This window comes from Paenibacillus sp. sgz302114 (assembly GCF_056120345.1).
This window is the reverse complement of sequence record NZ_JBVYOI010000001.1, coordinates 190,384-206,556: the sequence shown is the minus strand read 5'-3', so window position 1 is coordinate 206,556 and position 16,173 is coordinate 190,384. Positions and strand designations below refer to the sequence as shown.

General features: G+C 52.0%; 15 protein-coding genes. 1 reads left to right on the top strand and 14 read right to left on the bottom strand.

Annotation, left to right across the window (positions count from 1 at the left end):
• Window positions 1-32 precede the first annotated feature (32 nt).
• The 8 genes from AC0LWF_RS00905 to AC0LWF_RS00870 form a co-directional block, all read right to left on the bottom strand.
• Window positions 33-938 carry a carbohydrate ABC transporter permease gene (locus AC0LWF_RS00905; protein ID WP_474649699.1) on the bottom strand — a complete coding sequence of 302 codons (906 nt, stop codon included), beginning with the start codon at window positions 936-938 and terminating at the stop codon, window positions 33-35.
• An 11-nt stretch (window positions 939-949) separates the two neighbouring features.
• Window positions 950-1,915, bottom strand: coding sequence for an ABC transporter permease (locus AC0LWF_RS00900; protein ID WP_474649698.1), 966 nt, complete (start codon window positions 1,913-1,915; stop codon window positions 950-952).
• Window positions 1,916-2,040: 125 nt separating this feature from the next.
• Complete coding sequence (locus AC0LWF_RS00895; protein ID WP_474649697.1) at window positions 2,041-3,597, bottom strand: response regulator; 1,557 nt, start codon at window positions 3,595-3,597, stop codon at window positions 2,041-2,043.
• Window positions 3,590-5,380 (bottom strand): sensor histidine kinase, encoded by a 1,791-nt coding sequence (locus AC0LWF_RS00890; protein WP_474649696.1) that lies wholly within the window; start codon window positions 5,378-5,380, stop codon window positions 3,590-3,592. Before AC0LWF_RS00890 ends, AC0LWF_RS00895 begins: the two co-directional genes overlap by 8 nt.
• A gap of 282 nt (window positions 5,381-5,662) precedes the next feature.
• Entirely contained in the window at window positions 5,663-6,379 is a 717-nt protein-coding gene (locus AC0LWF_RS00885; RefSeq protein WP_474649695.1) for a GTP pyrophosphokinase, read from the bottom strand.
• Window positions 6,380-6,405: 26 nt separating this feature from the next.
• Window positions 6,406-7,854 carry a cardiolipin synthase gene (gene cls, locus AC0LWF_RS00880; RefSeq protein ID WP_474649694.1) on the bottom strand — a complete coding sequence of 483 codons (1,449 nt, stop codon included), beginning with the start codon at window positions 7,852-7,854 and terminating at the stop codon, window positions 6,406-6,408.
• A gap of 529 nt (window positions 7,855-8,383) precedes the next feature.
• Window positions 8,384-8,638, bottom strand: a complete 255-nt coding sequence (locus tag AC0LWF_RS00875; RefSeq protein WP_474649693.1) for a hypothetical protein — start codon at window positions 8,636-8,638, stop codon at window positions 8,384-8,386.
• A gap of 164 nt (window positions 8,639-8,802) precedes the next feature.
• Window positions 8,803-9,048 carry a hypothetical protein gene (locus AC0LWF_RS00870; RefSeq protein WP_474649692.1) on the bottom strand — a complete coding sequence of 82 codons (246 nt, stop codon included), beginning with the start codon at window positions 9,046-9,048 and terminating at the stop codon, window positions 8,803-8,805.
• Between the two features lie 416 nt (window positions 9,049-9,464).
• Here AC0LWF_RS00870 and AC0LWF_RS00865 point away from each other — a divergent pair, with 416 nt between their 5' ends.
• Window positions 9,465-9,740, top strand: a complete 276-nt coding sequence (locus tag AC0LWF_RS00865; RefSeq protein WP_474649691.1) for a DUF2277 domain-containing protein — start codon at window positions 9,465-9,467, stop codon at window positions 9,738-9,740.
• A 212-nt stretch (window positions 9,741-9,952) separates the two neighbouring features.
• Here the strand turns inward: AC0LWF_RS00865 and AC0LWF_RS00860 are convergent, their stop codons facing one another.
• From AC0LWF_RS00860 to AC0LWF_RS00835, 6 genes are all read right to left on the bottom strand, one after another.
• Complete coding sequence (locus AC0LWF_RS00860) at window positions 9,953-10,660, bottom strand: FadR/GntR family transcriptional regulator (protein ID WP_474649690.1); 708 nt, start codon at window positions 10,658-10,660, stop codon at window positions 9,953-9,955.
• Between the two features lie 106 nt (window positions 10,661-10,766).
• Complete coding sequence (locus AC0LWF_RS00855) at window positions 10,767-11,498, bottom strand: LutC/YkgG family protein (RefSeq protein WP_474649689.1); 732 nt, start codon at window positions 11,496-11,498, stop codon at window positions 10,767-10,769.
• Window positions 11,491-13,032, bottom strand: a complete 1,542-nt coding sequence (locus AC0LWF_RS00850) for a LutB/LldF family L-lactate oxidation iron-sulfur protein (RefSeq protein WP_474649688.1) — start codon at window positions 13,030-13,032, stop codon at window positions 11,491-11,493. The genes AC0LWF_RS00855 and AC0LWF_RS00850 overlap by 8 nt, the downstream gene beginning before the upstream one ends.
• Complete coding sequence (locus tag AC0LWF_RS00845) at window positions 13,029-13,757, bottom strand: (Fe-S)-binding protein (protein ID WP_474649687.1); 729 nt, start codon at window positions 13,755-13,757, stop codon at window positions 13,029-13,031. Before AC0LWF_RS00845 ends, AC0LWF_RS00850 begins: the two co-directional genes overlap by 4 nt.
• Before the next feature lie 147 nt (window positions 13,758-13,904).
• On the bottom strand, window positions 13,905-14,672 hold the full coding sequence (locus tag AC0LWF_RS00840) for a DeoR/GlpR family DNA-binding transcription regulator (protein WP_474650442.1): 768 nt from the start codon (window positions 14,670-14,672) through the stop codon (window positions 13,905-13,907).
• Window positions 14,673-14,699: 27 nt separating this feature from the next.
• The gene (locus tag AC0LWF_RS00835) at window positions 14,700-16,172 is read right to left on the bottom strand and encodes a rhamnulokinase (protein WP_474649686.1); all 1,473 of its coding nucleotides are present in this window, start codon (window positions 16,170-16,172) and stop codon (window positions 14,700-14,702) included.
• Window position 16,173 lies beyond the last annotated feature (1 nt).

Here is a 16,173-nt window from a genome sequence, read left to right as displayed (position 1 = left end):
GAGAATAGTTGAAGCTCTTGCTCACTTGCTCACTAACTCTTTACTGCACCAAGCGTCATCCCTTTGACGAAGTAACGCTGCAGGAACGGGTACACCATGAGAATCGGAACCGTAACGATAATCGTAACCGCCATCTTAACCGATTCAGGCGAAATCGACGCCATTACCTCGACCATGTTGCGACCGCGGAAGTTATCGACGTTCGTCTGCGTGCTCTGGATGACCTTCATCAGCTCATATTGCAGCGTCGTCAGGTTATCATTCGATGCATTATAGAGGAACGTATCGAACCAGGAGTTCCACTGCCCGACCGCCAGGAAGAGTGCGATCGTCGCAAGCGCCGGCTTCGTAAGCGGCAGAATGACACGCCAGTAAATCGTGAAATCGTTGGCGCCATCGAGCTTGGCTGATTCTTGCAGTGCATACGGGATACCGTCAATGAAAGAGCGGATGATGAACACGTTGAACGCGCTGACAAGGCCTGGAAGAACATAGACGGCAAACGTGCCCATCATATGCAGATCCTTGATCAGAATGTAGAACGGAATCAAGCCACCGGATACATACATCGTCAGAGCCAGGAAGGTCGAGACGAATTTGCGTCCTTGGAAGTCCACTCTGCTTAGTGTAAAAGCAAGCATCGAGGAGCTGATTAATCCAAGCACAGTACCAATGACTGTACGCAGAACAGATATTTTGAGCCCTTGGAGCAGGCCGGAGAAAGCGAAGATCGTATCGTAATTTTTCAATGTGAACTGTCTTGGGAAGATCGTGATGCCGCCTTTTACACTATCCGTCGAATCGTTCAGAGAGATCGCGAGCACGTTCAGGAACGGATAGAGTGTAACGATTGTTACTATCGCAATGGTTACGTACACAACGATATCAAAGACGCGGTCCGACCAAGGCGTGCCGCTTGTTAGTCTCTTCGTAGCCACCTTGTCGCCTCCTATATGATGCTTTCTTTCGTAATTTTCTTGAATATGCCGTTAGCGGTGAAGAGCAAGATGACACTGACAACGGAGTTGAATATGTTGATCGCCGTACCGAAGGAATATCGTCCCATGCCTAAACCGTAGTTAAGCGCATACAAGTCAAGAGTCTGTGAGTAATCCCGTACGAGATTGTTGCCAAGCAGGAACTGCTTCTCGAAGCCGATGCTGATCAAGTGGCCGATCGAGATAATGATGAGAATGATAATGGTGGAGCGGATACCCGGCAAAGTAATGTGCCATACCTGCTGCAGCCGGCTTGCACCGTCGACGCGGGCCGCCTCGTACAATTCAGGGCCGATGCCTGCGATTGCTGCTAGATAGATGATCGTGTTCCAGCCGGTTTCCTTCCAAACATCGGATGCCGTTACGATCGACCAGAACAGATTACCCTTCGCCATGAACTGAATCGGTTCGTGTATCAGATGTAATCCGACGAGCACCTCGTTCACGACGCCGTTATCGGTGGACAGCATCTTTGAAATGATGCCTGCTGCTACAACCCAAGATACAAAGTGTGGCAGGTAAGAGATCGTTTGAACAACGCGCTTGAACATTTGCTGCCTGACTTCGTTAAGAAGAATGGCGAGGATGATCGGAATCGTGAAGCCGGCGATCAATCCCATTACGCTCATCGCAAGCGTGTTGCGCAGCGCTTGGAAGAACGAATCATCATGGAACAATTCTTTGAAATAATCAAACCCTACCCAATCTTGCTCGAAGAACGATTTGGCTGGCTTAAACTTCTGGAAGGCCATCGTCCAGCCCCATAGCGGCAAGTAACTGAACACGAACACCCATGCGATAAAAGGTATGCTCATTAAGTACAAGTACCGCTGCTGTAGCATCGTGCTAAAGAACCGCGAAGTCTTCTTCTTTGCAGGTCGTTCTATCTTTCCCGCTTCCGCTGTTACCGCTTTCATTCGTACTACCTCCTTGCTGTATGTACCCATGATAAAGGAAATAAAGCGTTTTCAATACCATCACAATTCAGACCAAAATCATGTGAAAATTGAACATTATGCGGTGACCGATTACAGCGAAATGATTACTTTTTTCGAAAACCAGACGGCGAGCTGCCTACATATTTGCGGAATTTAGCATGAAAGTAGTCCACATTGGCATAGCCGACCTTCTCCGCCACTTGATACACCTTCATCCCTTGCACTAGAAACTCTTTCGCCTTCTCAATCCGCACCTTGTCGAGGTAAGTGTTGAAATATTCGCCCGTCGTGTTCTTGAACAGCTTCCCAAGATAAGCGCTGTTATAGTTGAACACCTCGGCGAGCGATTCCAGCTTTAAGTTCTCATCGTAGTTGCGCTGAATGAGATCAATCATCTTGCGCATCAGCTTGTCGGCGCTGTCTCCTTGCGAGGCAGAAGCCCTGAGCCCTCTGAGCAGCTGAATAACGTGCTGCTCTAATGCTGGATAGCGAGTGAGCTGATAGACCTCCATAATCGCAACCGAGAGCTGACCGCTTCTTGCGTACACGTCTGCGTCATGCTGCGACATTTTGCCTAATACGACTGTCAGAATTTGCACGAACAACGACTTGATGACCTGTTCCGAACAGCCGCGCGCGATGAAGAGATGGCCTGTGCCTGTTACAAGCTGGTCAATCGCTGCCTCATTGCCGATATCAAGCGCAAAGTATAATTTATCAATGATTTCCGCGCAGACCTCTTGATCCACGGGGGTAGGGACAGCTGCATCCACTTTGCAGATTGGCGCTGTCGCCTGCGTAATTAGCTGATTACCCTCATAGAAGAATTGCTGATTTAGAAGCTTCAGTGCCCCTTCATAGGATCGATTAATGTCTGAGAACTGCTTCACCCGCTCGCCTGCGGTAACGATCGCTTCCAGCTGCAGCTCGGCCGCCAGCGCCTCAATTTCTTTGTATACGGATTTACGAACCTGCTCGAATTGCAAATTTTCCTTCACAAGCAAGCCGATGTGCAGCCCGCTTATAAAGATCGTCCCTCTGCCCTTCTCATCGAACGATTGGCAGAGCCGCTTCTTAAACGCAGCCCGATCGCTTGGCTCCGCTTCTTTCCCTTCGTGCTGCAGCCTAATAAGCGCAACGTTATAGCCCTCCCACAGCAGCCCCGCGTCCGCCAGCTCATAGTCCTGCAGCGGGAGCTGTTCCTCCGAGCTCGTCAATATCGTCTGAATGGCGCGCTCCATATCCCATTCCACTCGTTCGTTCTGCCGCTGCCGCAAGTCCGTCTCCCGCTCCAAGGAAGCCTTTAATTTATGCAAATACTCGATCAGCTCATCCTCATCGATCGGCTTCAACAGATAGCCGTCAATACTCAGTGCAATTGCTTTCTTCGCATAGTCGAAGTCGGCATAGCCGCTAAGAATGAGTACGTGGACGGATGGGTCGGTTTGTCTTAACTTCTCGATGACTTCGAGGCCGCTCATGCCCGGCATACGAATGTCTACGATCATTAAGTGCGGCGAATATCGCTCATACTTCTGGAGAGCTTCCTTGCCATTCGCCGCCGTATCCGCTACCTGAAAGCCATGCTCCTCCCAGTCAATTAGCGTGCGCAGTCCTTCGCGAATCATCGGTTCGTCATCCGTAATGAGTACCTTATACATGAGCATGCTCTCCCTTCGGAATGGTAAATTGCACTCGTGTTCCAATACCTGGCTCGCTCCAAATAACGAGACCGGATTCATTGCCATACAACAGCTTCAACCGCATATGCACATTGCGTAGTCCAATTCGGTTCCCTTCACCGTCATCCTGATCGTCAAAAGTCTGATTCAACGCTTGCAACTTCTCCCGCGTCATCCCTTCGCCGTTATCAATTACTTCAACATGAAGCATGTCGCCTATCAGCTCCGCGATGACGCGGACGATGCCGCCTTCCTCCCGGTTCTCAAGCCCGTGGATAACGGCATTCTCGACAATCGGCTGAATAATGAGCGGCAGAATCGGCACCTGTTCAGCTGCTTCATCAATCAGAAGCTCGTAGCGCAGCCGATCTTCGTAGCGGAATTTCTGAATGTCCAGATAGCAACGGACCATCTCGATCTCTTGGCGAAGAATAACAGTTCGATTGCCTGCCTCGAGGTTTTTCCGCATCATTTTGCCAAGCAGCCTGACGACATTGGAAATCTCCTTTTCTCCCTTCAGATGCGCCTTCATCCGAATCGACTCCAGTGCGTTAAACAGGAAGTGCGGGTTAATTTGGCTTGCCATCATCTTGAACTTGATTTCATTCTGCTTCGACTGAATCTGCGCGTTCTGCTCATGCGAATCCTGCACCTCGACGATGAGTCCATTAATACTGGCTACCATCGCATTGAACTGCCTGGACAGCTGCCCGATCTCATCCTTGCCGTCAATTTCGAGCGTGACGTCCAGATTGCCTGTGGCAACCTTCGAGATATACTTGCTCAGCCGGAACATACGCTTGGACAGCATCGTCGCAAAGCCGTAGATGAGTCCGATGGCTACGATAAGACTGATCGAAATAACGGTGAGTGCAAGAATAATGATTTGATTCGCATCCTTCACGATGCTCTCAATCGAGAATACCGATATAATCCGAAGTCCGTTCAAGCTTGATGTCGGGAAGAGCGGCTCGATCTGAATTTGCGATGAGCGTCCACCCACAACCGCTTGGTAGCTGCCGAATTGCTTGTTAATGACTTGAGGATCGAAATGAATGTCGGCGAGCGTCTTCCCGACTCGTCCGGGACGATTCGCGGACACGATATGATTGTCATTGTCGACGAGCATCGTATCGAACGATTCTTGACCGAGAATCGAATCCAGCATTCGGCCGTTCACATTGATGACGAGCACGCCACTCGTATGGCGATTAATGAAATCGATTTTGCGTACAAGGCTCAAATAGTTGTGATTATCCCGCTCATCTTCAATATAATACCAACCGATCAACCCGCTGCTCGTCAGCGCCTTCTGGTACCAGCTCGATTGGGTAATGGCTCCAGTAGGCTGGATAAGCTCCCAGTTGTTAAGCAGCGTCTTATTGTGAACATAGAGTCGAATGTTGGAAATCTCTTTGTACAGCCTTATGTAATCCTTAATATCCGGATAGTCTCTATAGGCTTTTACAACATCGTAAACGGTTTCATATTGATTATTGGCAAGTCCTTCGAGCCTCGTATCAAATGTCATCCGGTACGCAATATCTGTTGAGACGTTAATGACCTCGCTTGTACGTTTCTTCACTCGGTCCACGTTCGTCACGGTCTGCTCTTGTGCGTTCTGAAGCGCCATATGCCGCAGCTCGCTAGTCAAGAAAACACCGACAATCATGACCGGTACGAACACGACGACGATACAGGACAGAATGAGCTTCGTCCGGAGCTTCAAATCATTCATGCTGCGTATTACGAATTGGAACAAGGCCTCACGTTCCCTTCCTCATTATTGAAATGATGCGATATAACGACCAGATTTTGGAAGCGTTTTCAATTCCGGTGCTTCAGACGCCTATGCTTCATTGTAATTCAATGAGTGTATACTGAACATGCGGTAATTTCAAGAAATTTCATGTCAAAATTAGTGATTTTACAAACATGAAAAAAGCCGCCTCAGTCGCGGAAACGAAGATTTGATATCCTCGCTATGCCTAGACTGGTACGGCTTTCGTAATTATCACTCTGCAGAATAGCTGCGTTTATGGCGTTATTTCAGACTCGGAGCGGGTAGCGGTGCCGGTGGCAGAGACGGAGACGGAGATGGAGGTCCCATCGCGAGCGACGATGCTTGCTGAGCATCGACTTGCTCCGTGAATCGCTGCACTTCTTCCTTCAGTCCCAGCATGCGGCGGTCAAGCACGCCAATCATATCCGCAGTTTCTTTCAGCTGCTCACGAATAGATTCTGGCATATCATCATGAAACTGATAATAGATCTTGTGCTCAAGACTCGCCCAGAAATCCATCGCGATCGTACGAAGCTGGATTTCTACGCTTACATGCTCGATTCCTTCGGAGAGGAAGATGGGAATCTCGATAATCATATGAAGGCTCTGATAGCCATTCGGCTTCGGATCCTTGATATAGTCCTTCACCTCGATGACCTTAACGTCGCTCTGTCTTTGGATCATGTCGTAAACACGGTATACGTCTGTCGTGAAAGAGCATATGACGCGCACGCCGGCGATATCGCGAATATGGCGAGCCGCATTCTCTTTGGAGACGTCTACCCCTTTGCGCTGCAGTTTCTCCACAATGCTCTCCGGCGACTTGATCCGTGTTTTCACATGCTCGATCGGATTATAGTTATGTACAAATTGAAGCTCTTCGTTCAGAATCGTTAGCTTCGTGTTAATCTCATCGAGCGCGAATTTGTAGCTCATTAACATTTTGGCCCATTCCATCACCATTTGTTTGTCCATCATATTCGTTCACTCCTGCCTGGTTTAACTTATAGTATTGGTGAGAGCAGCCGTACGCAGGATTCCTTGAATCGCTGATACGTCGACCGCTGCTGATAGGCTTCGTAGGTGAGCTCTCGGCTCACTTGCATGTCATCTTCGAATATACGTTGCAGCTTGCCTGCGGTTTCCGTATCGTACAGAATCGCATTCACTTCGAAATTCAGCTTGAAGCTGCGAATGTCGACATTAGCCGTGCCGACGGAGGCGATCTGACCGTCGACGACGATCATTTTGGCGTGGAGGAAGCCTTTCTCATAAAGGTAGCATTTCATCCCTTCTTCGAGCAGCTCGCCGAGATAGGAGTAGGACGCGAGATAGACCATTTTGTGATCGGGCTTGCTCGGAAGCATGATGCGCACGTCTTTGCCAGACAGTACTGCCATCTTCAAGGCGGTCAGCAAGCTTTCATCCGGGATAAAATAAGGCGTCTGAATATAGACCGTTTCCTTCGCGGAATTGATCATCTTAATATAGGCGTTCTTGATCTGTTCGAGCGATTGATTCGGTCCGCTGGAGACGATCTGCACGCCGGCCTTGCCGGTATCTCCTGCGGGCGGGAACAGCGCGAGCACATCTCTGCCGATTTGATCCACGGATGCGAGATTCCAATCCATCATGAAATGCGCCTGCATCTGGGACACCGCATAGCCGGTAATGCGAAGATGGGAATCGCGCCAGAACCCGTAGCGCTCGTTAAGGCCGAGGTACTCGTCGCCAACATTGATGCCGCCGATGTAGCCGATTTGACCGTCGATGATCACTAGCTTCCGATGGTTGCGGTAATTCACGCGAATGTTAAGATACGGAATCTTCGACGGGAAGAAGTAAGCGACTTCACCTCCCGCGTCCTTCAAGCGGCGGAAGAAATGGCGCGGCAGATGCGAGCTTCCGATATCGTCGACGAGGAAGCGCACTTTGACGCCTTGTTTGACTTTGCTGGTAAGCACGTCTAGCAGCCTGTTTCCGAGCGAGTCGTTCGACACGATGTAATACATCAGATGGATGTGATTCGTCGCGCGTTCGATATCGTCGAAGAGTGACTCGAATTTCGCGTTGCCGTCGGTGAAGATATCCACCTTGTTGTTCTGCGTATACAGCGCGAAGCCACTGGTGAGGTTCATGTAGATCAGGTCCGCGTGATTAGCTGCGGCTTCGTCATGGAATACAACGCGATGGTCGCGGAACTCGCGCCGCTGGTTCTCGATGAGCGATGCCATCGTCTCGCGTGTGCGCTTGTTCAGCTTGTACAGCTTCTTCTTGCTCAGGTTCTGACCGAACACCAGATACACGACGAACCCCACCACCGGCAGAAACAAGAGTACCATCAGCCAGGCCCAGGTGACCCCAACATTCCGCCGCTCCATAAACATGACCACAATTGCCAGCGGTATATTCACAATCGTCAATATCGTAATAAAGTTCTGATAAATAGCCATATTGCTCCCCCATGACGCCAATGGTGCGTTTCACTCCAGTATAAACCATTTGGGGGATAGGGTTCAAAGTTGGGGGGGGAATTGGGTTCCAGTGTAGTTGGTTTGATGCGGCTCTTTAGCTATTTGTCGCTTTCTCCACCTATGTAGGGTATCTGCTACCCTTCTTTCACTAATTTCACTGCATTTCCGCCAATGTAGGGTATCCGCTACCCTTCTTTCACTAATTTCGCCGTATTTCCTCCAATGTAGGGTACTTGCTACCCTTCTTAAACTATTTTCGACGCATTACAGCTAAAGTAGGGTATCTGCTACCCTTCTTTCACTATTTTCGACGTATTTCCTCCAATGTACGCTATCTGCTACCCTTCTTTCACTAATTTCGCAGCATTTCCTCCAATGTAGGGTATCCACTACCCTTCTTTCACTATTTTCACTGCATTTCCGCCAATCTGGGGTATCTGCTACCCTTCTTGCACTAATTTCGACGCACTACCGCTAATGTAGGGTATCTGCTACCCTTCAGCTTTATTTACATATTATTCAACACGAGAGAGTACCTCATAGCTCTGCCGGTGACAGACTTCTTCGTTTGCAATATCCTCTTCGAGCTAAGTAGTTGCAGTTTCAGAGCAGCTGTCTTTCTTGCAATCCCAAGCTTCTCCGCAGCAGCAGTCGGTGTAATCTCTCCCCAATGCTGCTGCATCAGGTGCAGAATTGCACGTTCATAGACATCCAGATTAGTTTCAATGCCCCTTGTGATGCCGCCCCATTTGGCGAGTGCCATGAGCAGCGTCTGCTGACAACGACGAGGCTTTTCTGAAACTTCGTCGTAAGCGAAGCGGAGGAGGTGCCATCCGTCGATGAGAAGATGATTTTGGCGTTGGAGGTCATCCGCGAAGCGCCACCTGCTGACATCACGCCAGTGAGGGCCGAAGCCGTCGATTTCGATCAGCAGCCGATATGGCAGTGGGGCAAATATGCAAAATCAGCAAAGAGTGCCCCGCCTTTCAAATGCTGCAACTCGTACTCAGGATGTAAGAAATCTAAGCTCCCCACCGCCGGACACCAGACGTTCTTGAGGAAAAGTTTCTCTGCTAGATCGTGTTCCGTCAGTCGTCGTTTGCGTTCTTCACTGCTGCTTTTCACAGCGGATTCCATCATCTGCGCATATGCAAGCTCAAACCCATTATCCATCTTCATACCCCAAGAAAATAAAATAAGGCTGCCTGCCCGGATGATCCGGACAAACAGCCTGTGCTTCAGGACTAATTAGTTAGTTGGTAAAACGCGATACTGCGATTATTATAACCGAAGATTCGGCGAACGAGCTAGTATTAGTTAGTTTGAAGCAGATGCAAAGAGGTAGGTACCGGGCAGTTGTGGCTGCAGTTCGGGCAGTTGCGGCAGTTGTGGGGGAGAGGAGAACGTGGATTGCGGAGGAAAAGGGATTACAGGGGTGCCGGGTTGTATAAAATGCGGAAACTGCGGAGGTGCCAGGGTTGCAAGAACCAGGATGTGAACCGCAGTTTGTTATCCCTCCCTATCTGGCTTGTCCCCCTCCCATATAGTAAGATAAAATCAAATTCATTTTGCAAAGGGGATTACTCCGTATGTGCCGCAATATTAAGACGTTGTATAATTTCGACCCGCCTGCTACGGTTGAGGAGGTTCACGCTGCAGCGCTGCAATTCGTGCGCAAGCTGTCCGGCTTCAATACGCCTTCGAAGGCGAACGAAGCTGCTTTCCAAGCAGCCATCGAAGACGTGACCGCCGTCGCCAAAAAGCTGCTCGACTCCCTTGTGACGAACGCCGAACCGCGCAATCGCGAGGTCGAAATCGTCCGTGCCCGTGCCAGAAACATTAAGCGCTTCGGACCGAAGTTATAGAAAAGAGGCTGCTCATCGCCAGCAAAATTGCCGAACCAGGGCAGCCTTGACTAGTAGCGCGTGTGGTGGACGAGTTAACGCGTGAGGTGATGTGGGGTGCACGAGTTGACGCGGGGCGTGGATTACTGCAAATGAGCTCAAAAATAAAATGAGAACATTCGTGTTCCTGCCATACCTCCTACTTCCTCCCCTACCTCTCACCTCGCCACCTCCTACAACACCTTGAGCAGATTGCTCACCACATGCTCGAGGTGCACCTTCATCCGCTCGCCGGCGAGGGCGGCGTCGCGCTGCTCGATCGCCTCGAAGATGGCGAGATGCTCGCGATATAGCCGCTCAGCCACGGAGCGATTCGCATAAATCTCAACGCGGCGAATCTCGCGGATTGCGAGCTCGAGCTGGCTCACGATGGATTCGAACAGCCGCAGCATGATCGAATTTCGCGTCGCCTCTGCGAGCGTCTTATGGAAGAGCAGATCGGTCCGCTCCCCTTCCGCATCGTCGCCGGTTGACGCTTCCATCTCTGTGACGATGGCCCGCAGCGCGCCAATATCCGCTTCCGACGCCTTCACCGCTGCGATTGAAGCATTCGAAACCTCCAACGATTGCCTAGCCTCGAGCAGCTCCAGCAGCGTTTCGCGATTCATTCGCAGCGATACAAGCTCAGGCAGCTCCACTTCCACAGGCGCGCTGTTAATGACCGTGCAGCCTCCGCCCTGGCGAATCTCAATGTAGCCCATCGCCTTCAAAGCGCTCAACGCTTCGCGCATCGTCGAACGCCCGACTCCGAATTGCTCGCTCATCTCCTTCGTCGAGGGCAGCTTGTCGCCGACCTTCAGCTTGCCATCCACGATGAGCCGCTTGATCTGCTCCGCAATCTCTTCGTAATGATTCCGTTTCGATAGCTTCGTGATTTCCATCGTATAATATCCCTTCTGTTACCTTCTCGTGCCCTGCCGCGCGGAAAAGGGGGAATGTGCGCCAATCATAGGCTCTACCGAGGTCAGTCCCCCCAAAGCTTGGCCTTTACCCCACAATAATCGCATACACGACGCCTGGCCCGTGCACGCCGATTGTCAGATCGTTCTCAATATCTGCCGAACGGCTCGGTCCCGATATAAAATGAATGCCAGCTGGCAGCTGCTCGCGCCCAGCCTGGTCAAATTCCACCAGCACTTCGCCCAGCCGTGTGCGCAGCCGCTCAATTGGAATAATCGCCATGAGCACCGTCGGCAGCAAGCTGACCGAACGGCCTTTATCCTTCGATGATAACACGGTCATCGAGCCTGTGTAAGCCGCAGCGTAATCGACAACGACGACACCGATGTCCGCCTCTGCCGCACGCGCCTTCCATTGCTCCTCTGGATCAGTGTTCCACACCGACACTTTCGCTTCTGGAAGCGCTGACTCGAGGTCCATCTCCGCGAGCTCAGGTTGATTTTGCCGAATGATATACTTGGCGCTCAGTTCCGCAGCCTTATCCACTACGAACTGCTTCGCTTCCTCCATGCTGCCAAGCCGCAGTGAATGCCCGCCGACCGCGCGGAAGTTCTCCATAAACTTCTCTGCCCGTTCATCGATCGGCCACTCGAACTCCCGCCAGAATTCAGGCGCCCCGCGAAAAGGATGCGCTGGTGCTCCCACCGACCTCGCTCGCCCAAGCTTGCTTGAGATCCCGTTAATGAAGCTGACCTGCTTCTCCTTCGACTTTGCCGTCTGTTCCGCAAGCCACTGCTGATGCGCTTCCTTATTAGCCATGATGCCCGTGCCCCCCGTTTCCTTTACCGCTGCCGCCAGACTGACGCTCACGAACGATAGCTTCCATCCGATTCTTCATCTCCGGATCGATCTCCGTTAGGCCATGGCGAATCTCCTGTTCCATCGTCGACCACTTCTCCCGGAACGACTCGCTTGGCAAGCTCGGAGTGACCCGATACGAATTCCAGCCCTTCAATGGACCGAGCTTCGTACGGATACCGCCGTCCCTCACAACAAGCTTCTGACCCAGTTTGCCAATCTTCAGCACCGCGCCAAAACGCTTCGAGTTCTTCATCACCGCCGCGAATCCTTTCATCCCGAGCGCTTCCAGCTTATCGCCGCGCCCCGCCTCCAGCTTCCGCCGACGCAGATAAACGAGCATCTCATGCAGCGGAATCTTCACCGGACACGCCTCATAGCAAGCTCCGCACAGACTTGATGCATTGGCGATATCGTCCCATTCAGCTACGTTCTTCTTCAATGCAGGCGTTAGCACTGCACCGATTGGACCGCTGTACGTGCCACCATATGCATGGCCGCCGATATGACGGTACACCGGGCAAGCGTTCAAACATGCACCGCAACGAATGCAGTTCAGCAGCTCTTGAAACTCCGGATCGCCAAGCTGCAGCGAGCGCCCGTTATCCACGATAATAATGTGCATCTCATCCGGGCCATCTGCATCCACCTCGCGCCGTGGACCGCTAATCCCGGACATATAAACGGTCAGCTTCTGCCCTGTCGCAGAACGCGGAAGCAGCGTCGCCATAACCTCCAAATCTTCAAAAGAAGGAATGATCCGCTCCATCCCCATCAACGTAATTTGAGTCTTCGGCACCGTCGTGACCATGCGGGCATTGCCTTCGTTCTCGAACAGCACCATCGAACCCGTCTCCGCAATTGCAAAGTTGCACCCTGTCATGCCGATATCCGCTTCCAGGAACTTCTCGCGCAGCTTGCGACGAACGAACCCGGCAAGAATCTGCGTATCCGGCGCGAGCGTCTCGCCTGCATCGGCAGACAGCAGCTCCGCAATTTGATAGCGGTTCTTATGAATAGCCGGAATGATAATGTGCGACGGCGTCTCACCCGCCAATTGAATAATATATTCGCCGAGGTCAGTCTCAATCGCCTCGACTCCGATGGAATCTAGCGCGTGGTTGAGATGCAGCTCCTCCGTAACCATCGACTTCGATTTAACGACCGTGCGCGCCTCGACCTGCTTCGCTATAGCGAGCGATATCTCCACTGCCTCAGCAGCCGTCTCTGCAAAATGAACATGGACACCGTTGGCCCGAGCATTTTCCACAAATAAGTTCAAATAGTAATCGAGATGAGCTATCGTATGCAGCCGAATTTGACGCCCACGCTCACGCCAATCGTCCCAATTGCCATGATCCGATGCCGCCTTCTCCTTGCCCGAACGCAGCCGCTCCGTCGTGAACTTCACCGCTTTGCGCAGAAAATCGTTGTTGAGCGCCAAATCCGCCCGTTCCTTCACCGTTCCTAAGTTCGCCGTCGCACCTCCGCTCATGCGCCCTTCACTCCTTCATATAGCAGCTCTGCCAGGTGCATAACCCGCACAGGTTTATCGCGGTAACGCAGGTTGCCCGCAATGTTCATAAGGCACGCCAAGTCGAGACCCACTAACACCTCTGCCTCAGTCTCCAGAACATGGTCGGCTTTCTCCGTTACCATCGCGCCGGAAATCTCAGACATTTTCACCGCGAACGTCCCTCCGAACCCACAGCAATCATTGGCAAAAGGAAGCGGCACTAGCTCCATCCCCTTCACCTGCTCCATCAACAGGAGAGGTTCCTCCTTCACGCCAAGCAGACGGCTGCCGTGGCAGGATGGATGGTACGTCACCTTATGCGGGAACGCAGCGCCAACGTCCGTTATCCCGAGCACCTGCACAAGGAATTGCGTGAATTCGTAAGACTTCTGCTGCAGCTTGATCGCCTTCTCGAGCATAACCGGATCGTGTTCAAACAGCTTTGGATAATGATGAATCATGCCCGTGCAAGAACCCGATGGGGAGATGACAAAGTCGCAATCTTCAAACGCTTCCAGAATCGTACTCGCCGTCTCCCTTGCTTCCTTCCAATAGCCGCTGTTGAAAGCCGGCTGCCCGCAGCAGGTTTGAACCTTCGGAAACTCAACCTGCACGCCGTACCTAGCCAATAGCCGTACCATCGCTTCACCGACTCGCGGATATAAGGCATCACTTAGACAAGTAATAAATAATGACACTTTCACGCCCACAGAGCACCTCGCTTGAACTCGTTTTATAGTTATCATTTTATCAGGTTGTCAGACATGTTGACAATAAGAAAATAGCCTAGCTCGGATAAAAAAAAGCAGTCCACGACGTGTACTGTACCCGTCTTAAACTGCCTTTCTACTTTAAACCGTAAACACCTCAATCGATGTCCGCTCGGACAGCGCCTGCAGTGTTTCCTGCGTGATGCGCCGATCGGTGATGATCGTGCCGATCTCGCTTAGCTCGGCCACATGCGTGAACGCTTGGATGCCGAATTTGCTGGCGTCGGCGAGCAGGATGACACTGTCGGCCATGCCGATCATTTTCTGCTTGATGCGCGCTTGCAGCTCGTTGGACTCACTAATGCCGCGGTCCAGATGGACCCCTTTGCAGGAGAAGAACACTTTGTCGACATGGTACAGGTCAAGCGAACGCTCCGCGAGCGGGCCAACGAAGGACAGCGAACGCTGCGCGAGCAGACCGCCGGTCGAGATGACCTCGATCTTCTCCTTATTGCTCAGCTCCGTAGCCACTTTAATGGAGTTGGTCAACACCGTCAGCGGAAAATCCGGCAAATTCGAAGCCATATACCAAGCCGTCGTGCTCGCATCGAGCAGAATCCGATCCTTCGGCTTGATCAGCTTCACCGCTTCCTGCGCAATGCGCCGCTTCTCTTCGGCATGTGTAATTTCCCGCTCCGTAAACGGAATTTCCGGCTGCAGCGGCTGATCCTTCACACTGACCGCTCCCCCGTGGGAACGGCGCAAGCGGCCAGCCTGCTCAAGCTTATCCAAATCACGGCGAATCGTCTCCTCCGTCACCTGGCATAGCTCGCTCAGCTCTGTTACACGTATGCTTCCGCGTTCATTGACAAGTCCGACTATCTTCTCATAGCGCTCTGCAACCAGCATTGTCATCCTCTACTTTCAATCCATAATCTATGCGAGTCCTGCCAGTCCGCAGAACTTCCCGTACGCTTCTTCCCACCGCGCCTTATCCTTCGGCTCATACACCGTAACCGGGAACGAATCCCGAATGACCTGGCGCGCCTCCCAAATATCAGACAGCTCGCCCTGTGCAATCCATTGGACAACAAGATTGCCTAGCGCACTGCCTTCAACTGGTCCTGCCCATACTGGCTTGCCGATCGCATTCGCCGACCATTGGCATAGCAGCACGTTTTGAATACCGCCGCCAACCATGTGCAGCCCGCTGAACGACTTGCCCGATAACCGCTCTGTTAATTCAAGCACATAACGGTATTTGAGCGCAAGGCTCTCCAGGATGCAGCGGACGATTGCGCCCGGTGATTCCGGAACCGGCTGACCACTTGCTGCGCAGTACTGGCGAACACGCGAAGGCATATCGCCCGGGTGGATGAACATTGGAGCGTCCGGATCAATGAGCGACTTGAACGCGTCAGCCTGCTCCGCCAAGCTCACCAACTCAGGGAAGCTGTAATATTGACCTGCCCGTTCCCAAGCACGGCGGCATTCTTGAAGAATCCAGAGCCCCATAATGTTCTTGAGCAGCCGGTATGTACCGTACACGCCGCCTTCATTCGTGAAATTCAGCTCCTGCGCTAGTTCACTAATGATTGGACGAACCACTTCAGTGCCCATCAAGGACCAAGTGCCACAGCTCAGGTAGGCAAAATCCCGCTCCAACGCCGGTACGGCAGCTACCGCCGAGCCCGTATCATGCTCTGCTGTCGCAAGCACCGGCACAGAACCGATGCCGAGCTCCTCGCATACGGAAGCCCGCAGCGAACCAACGCGTGTTCCCGGCTGGACCACATCACCGAATAACGATGATGAGATGCCGATATCCGCTAGCAGCTCAGTAGCCCAGCGCCCTTCAAGCGGATTATACAGCTGCGTTGTCGTCGCATTCGTGAACTCATTGTGCATCTCGCCGGTTAGGAAATAGCGAAGCAAATCCGGAATCATCAGAAAGCGCTCCGCCCCTTGTAGAAACGGAGAGTCCGCTTCCTTCAGAGCTGCAAGCTGGTAGATCGTATTGAAGGGCAGAAACTGAATGCCCGTTCTTCCGAAAATCTTGCTCGCCGTCAACCGCTCCATCGTCCGTTCCATTACACCATCTGTATGATGGTCCCGATAATGATACGGATTGCCAAGCAGCTCTCCGTTTCTGCCGATCAAGCCGAAGTCAACCGCCCACGAGTCGATTGCGAGACTTACCGGCGTCTCGCCGGCATGCTTCGCCTTCAGCAGTCCCTGCTTAATCTCATGGAACAGCCGCAATATATCCCATTGCAGCCGATCACCAACCCCAACAGGGTCATTGTTGAAACGGTGCAGTTCTTCGACTTCAATCTTGCGATTCTTAAGTCGGCCTAGCAATGCCCGACCACTGCTAGCCCCGAGGTCATACGCTAATATGCTCGGCATG